This window comes from Streptomyces sp. NBC_01306 (assembly GCF_026340465.1).
GTDB lineage: Bacteria > Actinomycetota > Actinomycetes > Streptomycetales > Streptomycetaceae > Streptomyces.
The window spans coordinates 335,244-351,766 of the sequence record NZ_JAPEPC010000002.1 but is presented as its reverse complement, the minus strand read 5'-3'; the positions used below and the strand labels follow the sequence as shown (position 1 = coordinate 351,766).

Below are 16,523 nucleotides of genomic sequence, written 5' to 3'. Positions count from 1 at the left end.
CGGAATCTGCCTCGCCGTACTCGACATGGCCGGTACCACGGTCACCGACGCGGGCGCCGTGGAGGATGCCTTCGTGCAGGCCCTGTGCCACCTGGACGTACCGGAGGGCGGCCCGGCCCACACCCGCATGATGGAGCACGTCCGCGCCACCATGGGCGAGTCCAAGATCTCCGTGTTCCGCCATCTCTTCGGTGACCGGGACGCGGCGGAGCGGGCCAACGACGTCTTCGAGCGCGCCTACGCCGAACTCGTCGCCGCCGGCCGCTGCAAGCCGATCCCGGGTGCACGCGAGACGATCGAGGCGCTCCGCGCATCCGGCGTCGCCGTCGTCCTCAACACCGGCTTCTCGCCCCGGACCCGGGACAGCCTGCTGGCTTCCCTCGGCTGGCTGGACCTCGCCGACGCGGTGCTCTCACCCGCCGACGCGGGCCGCGGCCGCCCCTACCCCGACATGGTGCTCACCGCGCTCCTGCGCACCGAGACGCCCTCCGTCCACCACACCGTGGTCGTCGGCGACACCCCGTACGACATCGAGGCGGGCCTGCGCGCCGGTGCGGGTCTCGTGGTCGCCGTGCTGACCGGCGCCCACACGGAACCCCAGCTGCGCGCCGCCGGAGCGCACTACGTCATCGACTCCGTCCGCCGTCTCCCGGACGTCCTGCGTGGCTGCTGAACCGCGCGCCACCGCGCGTATCCGGGGCGGGACCGGCCCAGGGCCGGGGACCGGACAGGACCTGGGCTGCCCGCCATGAATGCGCAACCGATCAACGGTGAGACCGCCGGCGAGCTCGCCGTACTCGACGCTTCGGAGCTGACTCGCGATCCGGAGCTGGGCGCCGGGCTCGCGGCATCGGCCCACCGGGTTCTGGCGGACCTGGTCGGCCGGGGCGCCGCGCTGGGATGGGTCGAACCGCCCTCGCCCGACGAGGTCGCGGAGCTGCTCGACCACGTGCTGCACGCGGTCCGGGAGGGGGACGGGGCCCTGCGCGTCGCCTATCTGGACCGCCGCCTCGTCGGACTGGGGTACTGGCTGCGGTACGCCAGACCGACCCACAGGCCGCACGCCGACCTGGAGAAGCTCGCGGTGGACCGCGGTGTCCATGGACGTGGCGTCGGCCGGGCGCTGACTGCCGCGCTGGTCGAGGACGCCCGGGCGGCCGGCATCGAAGTGCTCACCTTGGACGCCCGCGGTGACAACGCCAATGCCCTGCGGCTCTACCGCTCGCTGGGCTTCGCCGAGTACGGCCGTCTGCCCGACTTCGTCGCCTTCGGGCAGCGCCGCTACGACAAGGTGCTCTGCATGCTGGATCTCCGCCAGGAGCGCTGACGGCCGCCACCCGCAAAGCCCTCGCCGGACCCGAGGCCGCGCCGTCCGCCCGGCTTTCGATGTCCGGGCGGACGGCGCGACCCGGCGGACACGCCCTACCGGTGCTTGGCCACCCGGAGCAGGTGGAGCGCCGGCTCCGGCAGTTCGCGGCCCTTGGGCCAGACCGCGTGCAGGACACGGTGCAGCCGTACGGAGGGGTCGACCTCGACCTCGACCAGACGGCCCGACGCCACGTCCTCGCGTACGGCCAGAGCGGAGAGCACCGCGGGTGCCAGACCGCGGGCTGCCGCGCTGCGCAGCGGGGCGGTGGAACCGAGCTCCAGGACCGGGACGGCGATTCCGTCGTACGGGCGCAGCGCCCGCTCCAGGGTCTCCCGGGTGCCGGAGCCCGCCTCCCGCAGCAGCAGCGGGGTGTCGGCCAGCTCGCGCCCGCTCAGGGCGCTGCGCCGGTGTGTCCAGGGATGGCCGGGCGCCACCACGACGGCCAGCCGGTCGCGTCCCACCGCTGAGCGGTGCAGATCGTCGGGGATCCGGGGGCCCTCGACGAATCCCAGGTCGCAGCCCCCGCGGCGCAGTGCCTCGACCACACCCCAGCTGTTGGTCACCGTCAGCCCGACATGGGCGTCCGGCGCACTGTCCCGCAGGGTGACGAGCCAGCCCGGCATCAGCTCCTCCGCGATGGTCAGGCTGGCGGCGACATGCAGCCGGCTGTCCTGCCGGGACCGCAGTGCCGCGGCCCCCTCGACCAGCGCCGCGGCCTGTTCGAGCACCGCACGCGCCCAGTCGGTCACCACCGCCCCGGCCGGGGTGAGCCGGGACCCCGCGGTGGAGCGGTCCAGGAGCTGGAGCCCGAGGTGGCGTTCCAGCGTGCGCATCCGCGCACTGGCCGACGGCTGGCTGATGAGCATCCGGGCCGCGGCCCTGCCCAGGCTGCCGGTCTCCGCCACGGTGACCAGCAGCTGCAGCGACTGCAGATCGGGCAGCGGCCGCTGCCCGCTGTCCTGGGTCTCCCCGCGCTCGCTCACCGGTGCCTCCTCGTACGGCATGGCCTCATAGGAAAACCTTCATAGGGGAACCCTATGACCTGGTCCCGGATTCGCGTCTACCGGGCTGTGCCGATCGCCCACAGGCTGGTGATCATGACACTGAGTACGGAAAGCACCCACTCGTCGTCCCCCGGCGGACCGGGCGGACAGCCGTCGAAGCCGTCCCCGGGCGGCGCGTCCGCACCGGGGCCGGTGCGCCGCAACGCACCCGGCCTCGCGCTCGCCGTCGTCGGACTCGGCCTCGCCGAGGGCGTGCACGCGCTGGTGCCCGCCGTGCCGATGCTGACGGCGTCCGTCGTGCTCGGCGTCGTGGCGGCGCACGTCCCCGGGGTGCATTCCTTCGTACGGGGCCGGGGCAGGGCGGGGCTCACGACGGCCGGCAAGCGGCTGATGCGCGGCGGCATCGTGCTGCTCGGACTCAAGCTCAGCATCGGCGATGTCCTGGGCCTCGGCTGGGCGACGGTGACCATGGTGCTCTGCGTGGTCCTCGCGACCTTCTTCGGGACCTGGTGGCTCGGCCGGAAGATGGGACTGCCCGGCGACCAGCCGCTGTTGATCGCCACCGGCTACTCGATCTGTGGCGCCTCCGCCATCAGCGCCGTCAGCGGTGCGCTCGGCAAGGACGAGGACGACGAGCAGCTGGCGGCCGACGTGGCGACCTCGGTCGCCCTGGTCACCCTGTGCGGGACCCTCGCCATCGCGGTCCTTCCGCTGCTGCACCACCCCCTCGGCCTGAACGATCTGCAGTTCGGCCGCTGGGTCGGCGCCGGTGTCCATGACGTCGGCCAGGTCGTGGCCACCGCGCAGACCGCCGGCCCGACCGCGCTCGGCGAGGCCGTGATGGTCAAGCTGATCCGGGTGGCGATGCTCGCACCGCTGGTCGCCGGGGTCGCGATGGCCCACCGGCGGCGCCGCGCCCACGAGGAGGCCGGCGGCAAGGAGGCGCTGGGCACCCGCCGCCCGGCCATCGTGCCGCTGTTCGTGATCGGCTTCCTGGCGATGACCGCCCTGCGCAGCACCGGCGTGCTGCCCGCCGGGGTGCTCGACGCCGCCGACACCGCGCAGCAGCTGCTGCTGGCCATGGCGCTCTTCGGCCTCGGCAGCGCCGTCCATCTGCCGTCGCTCGCCCGCTCCGGAGCCAAGACGGCCGCCCTCGGGCTTGCCTCCTGGGTGGTTGTCGCGGGGGTGAGCTACGCGGGTGTCCTGCTCACCACCTGAGCGTGCACACCGGGGCCGCAGTCCCGGTGACCGCCGGCACCCCGGCGGGGCAGTCGACGACGACTGCCCCGCCGGGGTGTTCCGCGTACGGGGGGTGTCAGGCCCGGGTCTGCTCCTGCACCGGCAGCGCGGAGGACGGCACAGCGGGCAGATCGGCGGCCAGATGGTCATGGATGCCGTCCGGGTCCGTCAGCCGGTTGAGCCGCGCCGGCACATCGAAGCCGACCAGCAGGACGACCAGGACCGTGCCCGCGAAGGTCAGCACGGCGAGGGCCCGGCCCAGCGGCATGCCCGAAGCCAGGTGCGCGCCCAGGACCGGAGCCACCGCACCGCCGAGCGCGCCGACGTTGTAGGTGAAACCGAGCGCGGCGGCGCGGCCCTCGGTCGGGAAGTGGCCGCCGATGTAGCGCGGCAGCAGCCCGGAGATACCGAAACTCAGGGCTTGCAGCACGAACAGCAGGACGCCGAGCAGCAGCAGGTTGTCGTGCACGGCGAACACCGGGAACACGAAGACCATCGAGGCCAGCAGCGTGAACGCGTACGCCTTCTTCGTACCGATCCAGTCGCCGACGAAGCCGGCCAGCCAGCAGCCCGCCATCGTGCCGAACCCGGCGAAGAACAGGGCGTCGCTCACCTGGCTCGGCGAGTAACCCAGGTCGGTCTTGAGATACGTCGGCAGCAGCGCCTGGATGGGCCAGGTGTACAGGAAGGCGAAGAAGACGGTCACGATCATGGACACGTACAGCAGCCAGCTGCGCCGGCCGCCCAGCTGCACCGCGAGAACGAGCAGGCTGATCCCCGCCAGGACCGAGAGGACGGGCACCATCCCCGCACCGGCCGGGGTGAAGACAGCGAACAGGGCTACGGTCGCGACGGCCACCAGCACCATGTTGACCGTGGCCAGGACCGGCGTGGCGAAGAGCGGGCGGAAGGGATTGGGCCTGGCGGTCCGCTCCTTGACCGACTCGCTCCACTCGGGGGCCTCGGGCAGGGCGCGTCGCAGCCACAGGGCGACCACGATCGGCACCAGGCCGATGTAGAACATCCAGCGCCAGCCCAGCGCCGGGACGATCCACTTGTACGCCTGGGCGGCCAGCACCGAACCCACGGAGAAGCCGGAGATCAGGAAGCCGCTCGCCCGGTTGCGCAGCCGCGCGGGCCAGCTCTCCATGGCATACGTGGCGCTCGCGCTGTACTCACCGGCCATGCCCATGCCGATCGCCAGGCGCGCGACGAACAGGCTGGTGTAGTCCCACGACAGACCGCAGGCGAAGGTGCCCAGCGAGTAGAGCAGGATGCTCACGATCATCGACAGCTTGCGCCCGTAGCGGTCGCCCAGGGCGCCGAGTACGGCCCCGCCGAGCCAGCGGGTGATGAACGCGGCGGACACCAGGCTGGCGGCCTGCACCGTGCTCAGATGGAAGTCGGCGCTGATCTCGGTGAGGACCAGGGTGATCACCACGAAGTCGAAGCCGTCCAGGACATAGCCGATCCAGGCGGCGAAGAACGACTTCCACTGGGTGCGGGATACCTCGCGGTACCAGGGGAGCGGGGCTTGGGTCTTGTTGTGCACGATGCCTCCAGAATGCCGGACGGACTCGGCGCTGAGGCCGGCCGGCAGGCGGTGATGCGCTATCGCTGGGCGAGTTCCGAGACGAACGCGGCGGTCAGCGCGGTGGGAGCGGTGATGGCGGTACCGACGACGACGCTGTGGGCGCCGTGCGCGAGTGCTGCGGCGGCCTCGTGCGGATTACGGATACGGCCCTCGGCCACGACGGGGACGTCCACCGCACCGGCGAGGGCGGCGACCAGTTCGAGGTCGGGGCCGTCCTGCTGCGGTGAGCCGGGAACATATCCGGAGAGGGTGGTCGACACCAGGTCCGCGCCGTCGGCGGCGGCGGTGATGCCCTCCTCAAGGGTGGAGACGTCGGCCATCACCAGGGCGCCCGCCGCGTGGACCGCCTCGGCGAGAGCGGCGAAGGTGCCGCCGTCGGGGCGGGGCCGGGCGGTGGCGTCGGCGGCGACCACATCGGCCCCGGCCGCCACGAGCGCCAGAGCGTGCCGGACGGTCGGCGTGATGTACACACCGGTGTCGCCGTCCTTCCACAGGCCGATCAGCGGGAGGTCCACGGATTCCCGGATCGCCGCCACCACTTCGGGCTCGTTGGCACGTACGGCTGCCGCGCCGCCCGCCGCCGCGGACCTGGCCAGCCGGACCAGGGTGCCGGTCTCCCTCATCGGGTCGCCGGGAGGTGCCTGGCAGGACACGATGAGCCGGCCCCGCAGCGCGCCGGCCAGCGCTGAGGACGGCGTACGGGGCTGCGTACGGGACGGTGTGGTCACAGGAGGGCTCCCGGTCTGTGCAGGGGGACGGTGTTGGTCAGAGCGGCGGCGCCCAGTACGGCGGCGTCGGCGCCGTACAGCGGCGCCTCGGGGCGCAGCCGGCGCAGCGGCGGCATCAGCTCGCCCGCGAAGGAGGCCGTGAGGGCGTCCCAGTACAGCGGGCCGATTCCCGGTACGCCGCCGCCGACGACGACCCGGTCGGGGCCCAGCGTGTTGGCGAGGCCGCCGAGCGCACGGCCCATGGCCCGCGCGCCGGTGGTGATGGCCCGTACGGCGCCGCTGTCACCCGCCGCGGCCCGCTCGGCCACGGACTGGAGCCGGTCGGCGGTCCGTCCGGTGAGCCGCTCGTACAGGGCGGTGATGCCGGGCCCGGATGCGACCGCCTCAAGGTGCCCGGCGCCACCGCAGGTGCAGTCGAGCCCGGCCGCTTCGGGACTCGGCAGATGCCCGAGATGGCCCGCGATGCCCGCGGAACCGTGCAGCATCCGCCCGTCGCAGGCGAGCGCGCCGCCGACCCCGGTCCCGACGGCCGCGAACAGCAGGGAGGCGGACTCGCCGCCGATCGCGGTGAGTTCGGGTCCCGCGGCGGCGCGTACGTCGTTGTCACAGGCGACCGGAAGGGCGGTGCGGTCCGCGAGGCCGGAGCCCAGCGCGGTGCCCGCCCATCCGCGGATCGAGTCCGTCGCGCTGGTGATGGTGCCCGAACGCGGGTCCACCACACCGGCCGCGGCGACACCGACCGCCACCGCACCGCGGTCGACGGCGCGGGCGGCGTCGCGCAGCGCGTCGAGCACGGCGTCGGCGCCGGCGGTCGACGGAGTCGCCAGGGTGTGCCGGGCGAGCACCGCCCCGTCCGGCCCGACCAGGGCGGCAGCGATCTTCGTGCCGCCCAGGTCGAGCCCGATGACGGGACCCGCCGCCGGACGTGGACCGCGGTGGGTCGTCCGTGTCGTCATCGGGGAGGGGTCAGTCCGGCCGCGCGCAGCCGCGCGGCGATGAGCGCGACGGATTCGGCGTCGAGCTGGATCTGCGGGAACGCGGTGTCGCCGCACGCGATGACACCGAGGAGCCGCAGTGCGCCCTTGAAGGAGCCGAGCGCCGAGGAGCTGCGCCCCATGTCGGCATCGGGGCCCACGTCCACGATGTCGAAGAGCGAGACGAGCCGCTCCTGTTCCTTGGCGGCCAGCGTCCAGTCGCCGGCGCGTGCGGCCTCGTACAGCCGCACATAGGCCGCGGGGTCGACATTGCCGATGCCGGGTACGACACCGTCGGCGCCGGCCAGCAGCGCTGCGTCGACGGTGAGTTCGGAGCCCGTGAGGATGCTGAAGCGGGGGACGGGGCCCTGGCTCCGGCCGTCCCGGCCGCCGAGTTCGACGAGCAGACGGCGCAGCCCGCCCTCGTCGCCGCTGCTGTCCTTGAGCCCGGCCAGCGTGCCGTCCTCGGCGAGTTCGCGCACGAGGGGCGCGGAGAGCTTGCTGTGCACCGAGACCGGAAGGTCGTACGCGAACAGCGGCAGGTCGACGCTCGCCCGGATGCGCCGGAAGTGGCCGGCGATCTCCTTGGGGTGGGTGCGGGTGTAGAAGGGCGCCGTGGCGACCAGCGCGTCCGCGCCCAGCCGGGCCGCGACCCGTGCGTGGTCGATCACCCGGGCGGTGGTGGTGTCGATGACACCGGCGAGCACCGGGACCCGGCCGGCGGTCGTGCGGACCACGGTCTCCAGGACCGTCGCGCGCTGAGCGTCGGTGAGATAGGCGACCTCGCTGGTCGACCCCAGCGCGAACAGACCGTGCACACCTCCGCCGATGAGGTGCTCGACCAGGCGGGAGAGCGAATCGGTGTCGATCTCCCCGGTGGCGTCGAGCGGGGTGCAGACGGGCGGTACGACCCCGCGAAGGGGGGCGGTCAGGGCCATGGGGTTACTCCTGGTGCAAGTGAGGGCTGGAGATTCTCTCCACGACATGAGACATCAGATGTCCTATGTCTTGCGGTTAGAATAGTCCCCACGGGGTGCGAATCGTCAAAGTGACCCCGGTCACACTTCAGGCCCGGGAGCGGGCCCCGGAAGGAGCCTCAGTGGTCCGCAGTACGGCGTCCGACGACGTCCAGGCCCGTATCCGCCGGCTGATCCTGGACCGCGGCCTTTCGCCCGGCGGCCCGCTGCCCACGGAGACCGAACTGACCGGACTCTTCGGGGTCGGCCGGGTCACGGTCCGGGAGGCGCTCAAGGCGCTGCAGGCCCTGCAGGTCGTGGAGATCCGCCGCGGTTCCGGCACCTTCGTGGGCTCGCTCTCCCTGGCCCCGCTGGTGGAGGGCCTCGCGTTCCGTGCGGCGGTACGCCACCGCAACGGCGAGGCGAGCCTCTACGAACTCATGCGGGTGCGCGAGGCGTTGGAGGCCGGACTGATCGACAGCGTCGCGGCGTCGGTGCCCGGCGAGGACCTCGCGGTGCTGCGGGGGATCGTGGCGGAGATGGAGGGGGAGGCCGCGCGGGGGCGTATCGCCCGCAGTACGGACCGCGCCTTCCATCTGGTGCTGTACCGGTCCCTCGGCAACCACCTGCTCAGCGAAGTGCTCGACGCGTTCTGGGCCGCCCTCGACCAGGTGCGGGGCGACACGGGTGACGGCCACCAGGACCCGGCCGCCACGGTCGCCCAGCACCGGGAGATCGTCGACGCGGTCGCGGCGGGCGACGGCACGCGGGCCCGCACCGCGATGCGTACCCACTTCGACGGCATCAGGGAGCGGCTCGCGCCCGGCGAGGCGGGGTGAGGTGCGCGATGGCCTGCTGGACGCGAGTCCGGGAGGGGAGGCGGTTGCGATTGCGCATGAGCACAGTACGGCCCGCCAGGGTGGGCCGTACTGTGCTCATCGTCGTGCGGCAGGCCTCACGGGAAGAGCGCCACTCCCACCATGATCAAGACAATGATGCCGACGACGATGGCCGCGCCGACCCAGGGTCCCCGGTGCTTCATCGGCGCCCTCGGACCGCCGCCGCGCGGCCGGTCCTCCGGGAGCACCGGATGCGCGGGCCTGTCACTGGCGTAGAACTCCTTGTCCTGCAACTCAGCCTTGTCCTGCAACTCAGTCATCGGAAGTCCTTCCGTAGTGACCTTTGCAGCAATTATAGGTTCGCCCCACCCTGAATGCGCAAAATGTACCGATTCTCCCCTCGGTCGGGCAACCAACTGCGGTTCGGATCCAGGGGAATCCGTACGGTCGCGTGCCTGGGGCCGCCAGCGGGCCGAGCCGACCTGTACCCGTCCGGACCGTGGCGCTCGTACGCCGGGGGAGGGCCCAACTCCGTTCGGCCCCAAGGGCGATGGGTCCGACGAGGCGAGATCATTCGGAGATTGCGGCGTCTATGCTCTCCGGACACCGGGCGCAGCACCGACAAGCGAAAAGGGCGGTAGAGGATGGGCGAGCGGAACGGCCGGGCGGACATGCGGGGCAACCGGGCGAACTCTGCGCGGGTGTACGACTACATCCTGGGCGGCAAGGACCACTACGAAGTGGACCGGGTGGCTGCCGAAGCGTCGCTCCGTGCCTGGCCAGGGCTGCGGACGAGCATGCTGGCGAACCGGGCGACCATGCGGCGGATGGCCCACTGGCTGGCCGCGGAGGCCGGGATACGCCAGTTCCTGGACATCGGTACGGGCATCCCGACGGAACCCAATCTGCACCAGGTCGTCCAGCGGCAGACCCCGGAGGCGCGGATCGTCTACGTGGACAACGACCCGATCGTCCTCGCGCACGCCGACGCGCTGATGCGCAGCACCCCGGAGGGCCGGACCGCCTATATCCAGGCGGACATGACCGTCCCGGACACGCTCCTCGCCGACCCCGCCCTGCGTGAGACGCTCGATCTGGACCAGCCGGTCGGCCTCACGGTGATCGCCATGCTGCAGTTCGTGAAGGACGCACAGGGTCTCATCGAGACGCTGATGGAATCGCTGGCGCCGGGCAGTTACCTGGCGCTCACCCTCGCCACCGGGGACCTCGCACCCGAATCCGCGGCACTGGCGCGCGAATACACCGAGCGGGGCATCCCCATGTATCTGCGCACCCGGGCCGAGGTGGAGGCCCTGTTCACCGGGCTCGACCTGGCCGAGCCGGGCGTGGTGCCGATGACGTCCTGGCGGCCGGCCGACGGTGTGGTCCCGCCGGAGAACGGGACGAACATGTACGCGGGAGTGGCCCGTAAGCCCTGACCCCGGACCCGGCGTCCGGACGTTCCGTCCGCCTCTTAGACTGATCGTCCAGACCGTTCGTCCGGATTCCCGGCGGGGCGCCGGCCATACCTGACGGGCCACCTGATCCCCGCGAGCCCCGATGGAGCCCCCGCATGACGAACGCACTGCCGGTCACCCTCGACGACGTCCGCGACGCCGCCGCGCAGATCAAGGGCGTGGCCCACCGCACCCCCGTGCTGCGCTCACGCACCCTGGACCGGCTCGTCGGCGCGGAGGTGCACCTCAAGTGCGAGAACTTCCAGCGGATCGGCGCCTTCAAGTTCCGTGGCGCCTACAACGCGGCCTCCCGGCTGTCGCCGGAGCAGGTGGCCAAGGGCATCGCCGCGTACTCCTCGGGCAACCACGCGCAGGCCGTCGCCCTCGCCGCGAAGGAGTTGGGCACCACCGCGGTGATCCTGATGCCGGAGGACACCCCGCAGTCGAAGCTGGACGCCACCGCCGGCTACGGCGCCGAGGTCGTCACCTACGACCGTTACACCGGCGACCGCGTCGCCATCGGTGAGGCACTGGCCGCCGACCGCGGCCTCGCGCTCATCCCTCCGTACGAGCACCCGCACGTCATCGCGGGACAGGGCACCGCCGCACTCGAACTGATTGAGGAAGCGGGCGATCTCGACGCCCTGGTGGTGCCGGTCGGCGGCGGTGGGCTGATGGCGGGCAGTGCGACCGTCGCCAAGGGCCTGCGGGACCGTATCCGGGTGATCGGAGTGGAACCGGAGGCCGGGGACGACACGAAGAGGTCCCTGGAGGCCGGCAGGCGGGTGTCCATCCCCGTTCCGCGCACCATCGCCGACGGCCAGGCGGCAGACATCCCCGGCGAGTTGACCTTCTCCGTCAATCAGCGGCTGGTCGACGGCATCGACCTGGTGACCGACGACCAGATCCGTGACGCCATGCGGTTCGCGTTCGAACGCCTGAAGATCGTCATCGAGCCCAGTGGCGCCACCGGGCTTGCCGCTCTGCTGGCGGGCCGCGTCGACCGGCTCCCGCAGCGCGTCGGGGTGATCATTTCGGGCGGCAACATCGGCGCCGGCCGGTTCGCCGAACTCTGCGGGAACTGACCGCCCCGGGCCTGGGGCGACAGGGCGGTCAGCGTTAAAGTGACCGCGTGGCCCTACTGCCGGAAGACCTGACGTCACTGATTTCGGACGGCGACCGTGACGCAGCCGTCGAGCGCCTCCAGGAGGCTTTCTCCGAGGGGCACCTCTCGTCGGAGGAGATGGATGAACGCCTCCAGACGGCGCTGACCGCCAGAACACAGGGCGACTTGGTGCCCGCCCTGGCCGCTCTGCCCTCCGGAGCCGCGGACAGCACCGTCGAGATCGAGGCCGTCGGCGGGCGGATCGAGCGCGGTCGTGGCTGGCGGGTGCCCCGTACTCTCAGGGTCGAGTCGGCCTTCGGCAAGGTCGAGCTCGACCTGTCGCGGGCAGTGATCGAGTACCCGGTGGTCGACATCGAGTTGCGGCTCGGCAGCGGCCGGGCCCGTATCGTGCTGCCGCACGACGCCACGGTCGACTACGAGGGACTCCGCGCCGACTGGAAACAGCCCGTCCACCGGGCCCCGCGGCGTGCCGCCACGGGCGGTCCGCACATCCGGATCTCCGGTGCCATGGGGTACGGCCGGCTGAAGATCACGCACCGCCGACGCTGACCGCGGGTCCGGCGACCGTACGCCACGGCTCGCCGTCTCATGCGCGGTCCGCTTCTCCGCTCACCTCCAGGGCTTGACCGACCTCACAGGTTTCCGGGGGACTGCCGCGTTTCTGCGTGGGTACGCGAGCGCCGTAAAGGTGTCGCGTCGCCGTAAAGGTGTCGCACGGTGTCGCGTACACCGAAGTAAAGGGCGCATTCACGCACAGTGAAGCGGCAGTAGACAACGATGTCAGTCAGGTGATTGTGTTCATGGCGGAGACGGCTCCCCTCACAGACGCACCCCAACGTGGCGGTAAAGCTGTAGGCATCTCCATTGCCGCCGCGGTCGGCGGTTTTCTTTTCGGCTTCGACTCGTCCGTCATCAACGGCGCGGTCGACGCACTGGGTTCACATTTCCATCTCGGCACGTTCCTCTCCGGCTTTGTCGTCTCCATCGCTCTGCTGGGCTGCGCGGTAGGTGCCTGGTACGCGGGGCGGCTGGCGGACAGCTGGGGACGCCGGCGTGTGATGGTGCTGGGCGCGGTGATGTTCATCATCAGCTCCGTGGGGTCGGCCACCGCCTTCTCCGTGGCCGACCTCATGGTGTGGCGGGTGGTCGGCGGGCTGGCCATCGGCGTCGCCTCCGTGATCGCACCGGCGTACATCTCCGAGGTGGCGCCCGCGAAGGGGCGCGGCGCTCTGGGGTCCCTGCAGCAGCTGGCGATCACCGTCGGCCAGCTGGTGGTGCTCAGCTCCAACAAGGGCCTGGCCGGCGCCGCGGGCGGCGCCTCGCAGAACCTGTGGTTCGGCATGGCGGCCTGGCGCTGGATGTTCCTGGTCGGTGTCATCCCGGCACTGGTGTACGGCCTGCTGGCCATGCTGATCCCGGAATCGCCCCGCTACCTGGTACTGAAGGGCGAGTACGGCAAGGCGGCCGGAGTGCTCCAGCGGGTGACCGGTGAGAGCGACCCCGAGGGCAAGGTCGAGGAGATCCGGGAGACCCTGGACAAGGAGCACCGCAGTACGTTCGCCGACATCCGCGGCAAGCGGTTCGGCCTGCACCCGCTGGTCTGGGTCGGCATCATCATGGCCGCGTTCCAGCAACTGGTCGGGATCAACGCGATCTTCTACTACTCGACCACTCTCTGGAAGTCGGTCGGATTCAGCGAGTCCAGCTCGTTCACCACCTCGGTGATCACCGCGGGGATCAATGTGGTGATGACCGTGGTCGCCATGCTCTTCGTGGACCGGGTCGGCCGCCGCCGGCTGCTCACCATCGGCTCGCTCGGCATGTTCCTGTCGCTGCTGCTCACCGCGGTGGCCTTCTCCCAGCAGCACGGCAGCGGAGCCCATGTGTCGCTGCCCAGCCCCTACGGGCCGCTGGCGCTGGTGGGTGCGAACGCCTTTGTCGTCTTCTTCGCGCTCTCGTGGGGCCCGATCCTGTGGATCATGCTGGCCGAGATGTTCCCGAACCGGATGCGCGCGATGGCACTGGCCATCGGCACGGCGTCGAACTGGGTCTTCAACTTCATCGTCACCTTCGCTTTCGAGCCGATGACCCGCCAGGTCGGCCTCTCCTGGCTGTACGGCACGTTCGCCTTCTTCGCCCTGGCCTCGTTCTTCTTCGTACGCGGCAAGGTCCCGGAGACGAAGCAGCGGGAACTGGAGTCGATGACCGGCGAGACGTACCAGCGCCCGCCGGCCGCGCGGGCACCGTCGGCCTAGGGGCTGTCCGGCACTGCGATATCGGCGCCCGGCCGGCAGCCGGGCGCCGATACCTGTCAGAGCGGGATCAGGTGAGTTCGGGTCAGTGGGCTGCTCTCACAGCGTGGACAGCCGCACGCACTCCGCCATCGCGCGGAGCCCGGCATCGTTGGGGTGCACCGTGTCGCCGCTGTTGTAGGCCGGCAGCAGGCGGTGCGGGTCGGCCGGATCGCGTACGGCGGCGTCGAAGTCGATGACGGACCCGTCGGCGTCGCCGCTCCGGATCCACTGGTTGACCTCGGTGCGGATCCTCTCCGCACGCGCGTCGAGCTTGCCGTTGGGCGTGATCGTGGCCAGATGCACCCGCGCGCCCGCGGCCCGGGCCCGAGCGGCCAGCCGGCCGAACCCCGCGATGAGCTGCGATGCGGTCAGCGGCTCGCCGGGGTGCACACCGGCGTTGCTGCCGAGGTCGTTATTGCCCAGCGAGACGATCACATCGCGCACCGCCGGGAGGGTGAGGGCGTCCCGGTCGAAGCGGGACTCGGCGCTGCGCCCCAGGTTGTTGGCGCCCGCGCCGGTCGGTCCCGCGTCGGTCAGCAGCCGGTTGCCGCCGATCCCGGCATTGACCACCGAAAGGCGCCGGGACGGCGGCAGTTGGGCCAGCCGCCGGGCGAGTACGTCAGGCCAGCGCTGGTTCGCGTCGGTGGTCGTCGCCCCGCCCTCGGTGATCGAGTCCCCGAAGGCGACGACCGTCCCTGCCGCCCGGGCTCCCGCGACATCCACCGCCCGCAGGAAGAACCACGACGTGGTCCGTTCCGGGAAGGCCGCCCCGCTCGCGTCCGCCGTGTGGTCGCCGGAGGTCGAGATGTAGCTGGTCTGACTCGCCCACGGATGCCATGTCGTGGGACCCGTGGTGGTCGGCAGCCGGAAGCTGACCACCAGGTCCGTATCCGCCCTTACGGACAGCCGGACCGGATCCGTGACCGCTTCCGCCCCCACGGGCACCGTGGTGGACGGCTCATGGAGGAAGGTGGCACGGCGCAGGGTTCCGGGCACGACCGCCGCGTCCTTCGCGCGCCGCGCGACCGTCACCGGACCGACGTCCAGAGGGCGTTCACCGTACGCGTTGGAGAACCGCAGCCGGAACTGATCGCCGCCTGCGGACAGATGGACGATCATCCGCAGGGTCCGGTCGGTGAATCCCTCCGCCGACTGCCCGCTGCTGCCGGGCGGTGTCAGGGCCGTCGTCCAGGCCCCCACCCACGGCGCCGGGTGCGTGTCGGGGGGTACGGACCGCGCCGGCACGGTCGTCGCATCGGCCGCCGACCGTACGGGGCGGCCGGGTGAACTCACGTCCGCTGCCCGCGCGTCCACCGCCACCCCCATCAGCAGCAACGCGGCGACAGCAGCCGCGGAGCGCCTGAGGCGGAGCCTCCCCAACCGCCGTATCAGAGCCGTCCTCGTCATCGGGTCCCCTCCCGCTGCACCTTGAGTACGACCGGATAGCCCGGCCCGGCTCCCGGCGGTCCGGACGCGGGCAGGTCGATCTCGACGGCGTCGGCCGTACGCCGCCAGGCGAGGGGGCCGCCGCGGTGACCGAGCAGCCGGATCACCGAGCCATCGGCCACCGGAAGGTCGGCCGGCACCGTGAGCCGGGTGCCCGGCCAGCTCAGCGGCACGATGTGGAACGCGCCGTCGGAGCCGACCGTGTAGCGCAGCTCGCCGTCGTCCGCGCGGGACCACGGTGTGGATCCGTAGACGGCCTCACCGTTGACGTCCAGCCAGGCACCGATCGCCAGCAGGCGTTCGCGCTGCCAGTCGGCGATGGTGCCGTCGGCCCGTGGACCGATGTTGAGCAGCAGAGTGCCGTTCTTGGCGACGATGTCCACGAGAAGCTGGACCAGCTTCTCCTTGGTCTTGATCTTCGAAGTGGGGTCCATGTACCCCCAGGACCTGCTCATCGTCACGCAGGCTTCCCAGGGGGCGGTCTGCAGCGTGTACGACTTGTCGCCCTCGACCGTCAGGTAGTCGGCGTGCGAGGCGATGAAGCGGTCGTTCATGATGACGTCCTTGGGACGCGCCCGGTTCACCGCGTGGTTGTAGAAGTCGGCCATGATCTCGTCGCTGCGCCAGTCCCACTCCGGGGGCCGGAAGATATGTCCCGCGCCGCCGTCGAAGTTGTGCGTGCCCTGGCCGTCGCCCCACAGGACGTCCGGGTCGTAGCGGTCGATGAGGGTGCGCAGATGGACGTGCTCGTACTCCGCGACGTAGTCACGGACCGGCTTGTACCCGGTGTACGGCACGGGCTCGCGGGTGTACGGATTGAGCGGCGGCGTGCCGAGCGCCGGGTTGTAGAACTCGCCGAGCGAGTAGTAGAGACCGCGTTTGAGCTGTGTGTGCCGGGCGGCCCCGAAGAGTTCGCCCACCAGGTCGCGCTTGGGTCCCATGGCGACCGAGTTGCGGTTCGACGCCCTGTTGGGGAAGAGCTGGAAGCCGTCGTGGTGCTTGGAGGTCAGCACGAAGTAGCGTGCGCCGGCCCGCTCGAAGAGCCGTACCCAGTCGTGCGGGTCGAACCGTTCGGCACGGAAGCGCGGGATGAACGCGTCGTACGGGAAGTCCGCCCCGTAGGTGGCGCGGTGGTGGTCGTGGAGCGTGCCCTTCTCGAAGGCGTTGAAGCCGTACAGGTACCACTCGCTGCTCCACGCGTCGTCGCCCCAGTGGGGCACCGCGTACACACCCCAGTGGATGAAGATGCCGAACTTGCCGTCCGAGAACCAGCGTGCGGTGGGGTGCTGGGAGAGCGACCCGGGCGTGGGTTCGTAGGGGCCCGGGCAGCGGTTCTCCGCCGCACCGGACATCCGGGGCGCGGCGGCGGTTGCCCGGCCGCCCAGCGCGGCCGCCGCCCCGGCGCCGACAGCGCCGGCGAGGAGCGTTCTGCGGGGTAATGACTGCCTGTTGCTCATCCGTCATCCTCACTTCGGGGCTGATCCCCGGGCAGGCGTC

The 16,523-nt window shown here is 71.5% G+C and carries 16 protein-coding genes; 8 read left to right on the top strand and 8 right to left on the bottom strand.

The genetic code is table 11. From position 1 onward, the window contains the following. Positions 1 to 4 precede the first annotated feature (4 nt). Together OG385_RS34715 and OG385_RS34710 are read left to right on the top strand one after the other, a co-directional pair. A complete protein-coding gene (locus tag OG385_RS34715) occupies positions 5 to 673 on the top strand; it encodes a phosphonatase-like hydrolase (RefSeq protein WP_266862180.1) in 669 nt (222 codons plus the stop codon). A 75-nt stretch (positions 674 to 748) separates the two neighbouring features. Further along, entirely contained in the window at positions 749 to 1,327 is a 579-nt protein-coding gene (locus tag OG385_RS34710) for a GNAT family N-acetyltransferase (protein WP_266861890.1), read from the top strand. A gap of 95 nt (positions 1,328 to 1,422) precedes the next feature. On the opposite strand, the gene OG385_RS34705 is transcribed toward OG385_RS34710, so the two are convergent. Continuing rightward, positions 1,423 to 2,373 carry a LysR substrate-binding domain-containing protein gene (locus OG385_RS34705; RefSeq protein ID WP_266861889.1) on the bottom strand — a complete coding sequence of 317 codons (951 nt, stop codon included), beginning with the start codon at positions 2,371 to 2,373 and terminating at the stop codon, positions 1,423 to 1,425. Positions 2,374 to 2,466: 93 nt separating this feature from the next. On the opposite strand from OG385_RS34705, the gene OG385_RS34700 reads away from it, so the two are divergent. After that, complete coding sequence (locus OG385_RS34700; RefSeq protein WP_266861888.1) at positions 2,467 to 3,591, top strand: YeiH family protein; 1,125 nt, start codon at positions 2,467 to 2,469, stop codon at positions 3,589 to 3,591. Positions 3,592 to 3,688: 97 nt separating this feature from the next. On the opposite strand, the gene OG385_RS34695 is transcribed toward OG385_RS34700, so the two are convergent. The 4 genes from OG385_RS34695 to OG385_RS34680 are packed head-to-tail and all read right to left on the bottom strand — an operon-like array spanning position 3,689 to position 7,846. After that, entirely contained in the window at positions 3,689 to 5,164 is a 1,476-nt protein-coding gene (locus tag OG385_RS34695) for a sialate:H+ symport family MFS transporter (RefSeq protein ID WP_266861887.1), read from the bottom strand. A gap of 59 nt (positions 5,165 to 5,223) precedes the next feature. Further along, positions 5,224 to 5,934 (bottom strand): N-acetylmannosamine-6-phosphate 2-epimerase, encoded by a 711-nt coding sequence (locus OG385_RS34690; RefSeq protein WP_266861885.1) that lies wholly within the window; start codon positions 5,932 to 5,934, stop codon positions 5,224 to 5,226. Further along, positions 5,931 to 6,890: an ROK family protein gene (locus OG385_RS34685; RefSeq protein WP_266861884.1), complete on the bottom strand. Its 960-nt coding sequence runs from the start codon at positions 6,888 to 6,890 to the stop codon at positions 5,931 to 5,933. The genes OG385_RS34690 and OG385_RS34685 overlap by 4 nt, the downstream gene beginning before the upstream one ends. Continuing rightward, on the bottom strand, positions 6,887 to 7,846 hold the full coding sequence (locus OG385_RS34680) for a dihydrodipicolinate synthase family protein (RefSeq protein WP_266861883.1): 960 nt from the start codon (positions 7,844 to 7,846) through the stop codon (positions 6,887 to 6,889). Before OG385_RS34680 ends, OG385_RS34685 begins: the two co-directional genes overlap by 4 nt. Before the next feature lie 161 nt (positions 7,847 to 8,007). Between OG385_RS34680 and OG385_RS34675 the strand changes: the two genes are divergently transcribed. After that, entirely contained in the window at positions 8,008 to 8,703 is a 696-nt protein-coding gene (locus tag OG385_RS34675) for a FadR/GntR family transcriptional regulator (RefSeq protein ID WP_266861882.1), read from the top strand. A 116-nt stretch (positions 8,704 to 8,819) separates the two neighbouring features. On the opposite strand, the gene OG385_RS34670 is transcribed toward OG385_RS34675, so the two are convergent. Continuing rightward, positions 8,820 to 9,023: a hypothetical protein gene (locus OG385_RS34670; RefSeq protein ID WP_266861880.1), complete on the bottom strand. Its 204-nt coding sequence runs from the start codon at positions 9,021 to 9,023 to the stop codon at positions 8,820 to 8,822. 324 nt (positions 9,024 to 9,347) lie between these two features. Here OG385_RS34670 and OG385_RS34665 point away from each other — a divergent pair, with 324 nt between their 5' ends. The 4 genes from OG385_RS34665 to OG385_RS34650 all read left to right on the top strand — a co-directional run bounded on the left by OG385_RS34665 (position 9,348) and on the right by OG385_RS34650 (position 13,541). Continuing rightward, a complete protein-coding gene (locus tag OG385_RS34665) occupies positions 9,348 to 10,142 on the top strand; it encodes an SAM-dependent methyltransferase (protein WP_266861878.1) in 795 nt (264 codons plus the stop codon). A 134-nt stretch (positions 10,143 to 10,276) separates the two neighbouring features. Continuing rightward, positions 10,277 to 11,245 (top strand): pyridoxal-phosphate dependent enzyme, encoded by a 969-nt coding sequence (locus OG385_RS34660; protein ID WP_266861876.1) that lies wholly within the window; start codon positions 10,277 to 10,279, stop codon positions 11,243 to 11,245. Positions 11,246 to 11,292: 47 nt separating this feature from the next. Further along, entirely contained in the window at positions 11,293 to 11,835 is a 543-nt protein-coding gene (locus OG385_RS34655) for a DUF1707 domain-containing protein (RefSeq protein ID WP_266861875.1), read from the top strand. Positions 11,836 to 12,086: 251 nt separating this feature from the next. After that, positions 12,087 to 13,541: a sugar porter family MFS transporter gene (locus OG385_RS34650; protein WP_266861873.1), complete on the top strand. Its 1,455-nt coding sequence runs from the start codon at positions 12,087 to 12,089 to the stop codon at positions 13,539 to 13,541. Positions 13,542 to 13,637: 96 nt separating this feature from the next. On the opposite strand, the gene OG385_RS34645 is transcribed toward OG385_RS34650, so the two are convergent. Together OG385_RS34645 and OG385_RS34640 are read right to left on the bottom strand one after the other, a co-directional pair. Beyond that, positions 13,638 to 14,987, bottom strand: coding sequence for an SGNH/GDSL hydrolase family protein (locus tag OG385_RS34645; RefSeq protein ID WP_266861872.1), 1,350 nt, complete (start codon positions 14,985 to 14,987; stop codon positions 13,638 to 13,640). Further along, a complete protein-coding gene (locus tag OG385_RS34640) occupies positions 14,984 to 16,483 on the bottom strand; it encodes an alpha-L-fucosidase (protein WP_266861870.1) in 1,500 nt (499 codons plus the stop codon). Before OG385_RS34640 ends, OG385_RS34645 begins: the two co-directional genes overlap by 4 nt. Positions 16,484 to 16,523 lie beyond the last annotated feature (40 nt).

What these genes read in the sequence shown, in the direction of transcription:
- OG385_RS34645 (WP_266861872.1), bottom strand. Translation starts at nt 14,987, where the DNA reads ATGACGAGGACGGCTCTGATACGGCGGTTGGGGAGGCTCCGCCTCAGG.
- OG385_RS34660 (WP_266861876.1), top strand. Translation starts at nt 10,277, where the DNA reads ATGACGAACGCACTGCCGGTCACCCTCGACGACGTCCGCGACGCCGCC.
- OG385_RS34665 (WP_266861878.1), top strand. Translation starts at nt 9,348, where the DNA reads ATGGGCGAGCGGAACGGCCGGGCGGACATGCGGGGCAACCGGGCGAAC.
- OG385_RS34640 (WP_266861870.1), bottom strand. Translation starts at nt 16,483, where the DNA reads ATGAGCAACAGGCAGTCATTACCCCGCAGAACGCTCCTCGCCGGCGCT.
- OG385_RS34700 (WP_266861888.1), top strand. Translation starts at nt 2,467, where the DNA reads ATGACACTGAGTACGGAAAGCACCCACTCGTCGTCCCCCGGCGGACCG.
- OG385_RS34680 (WP_266861883.1), bottom strand. Translation starts at nt 7,846, where the DNA reads ATGGCCCTGACCGCCCCCCTTCGCGGGGTCGTACCGCCCGTCTGCACC.
- OG385_RS34685 (WP_266861884.1), bottom strand. Translation starts at nt 6,890, where the DNA reads ATGACGACACGGACGACCCACCGCGGTCCACGTCCGGCGGCGGGTCCC.
- OG385_RS34705 (WP_266861889.1), bottom strand. Translation starts at nt 2,373, where the DNA reads ATGCCGTACGAGGAGGCACCGGTGAGCGAGCGCGGGGAGACCCAGGAC.
- OG385_RS34710 (WP_266861890.1), top strand. Translation starts at nt 749, where the DNA reads ATGAATGCGCAACCGATCAACGGTGAGACCGCCGGCGAGCTCGCCGTA.
- OG385_RS34650 (WP_266861873.1), top strand. Translation starts at nt 12,087, where the DNA reads ATGGCGGAGACGGCTCCCCTCACAGACGCACCCCAACGTGGCGGTAAA.
- OG385_RS34670 (WP_266861880.1), bottom strand. Translation starts at nt 9,023, where the DNA reads ATGACTGAGTTGCAGGACAAGGCTGAGTTGCAGGACAAGGAGTTCTAC.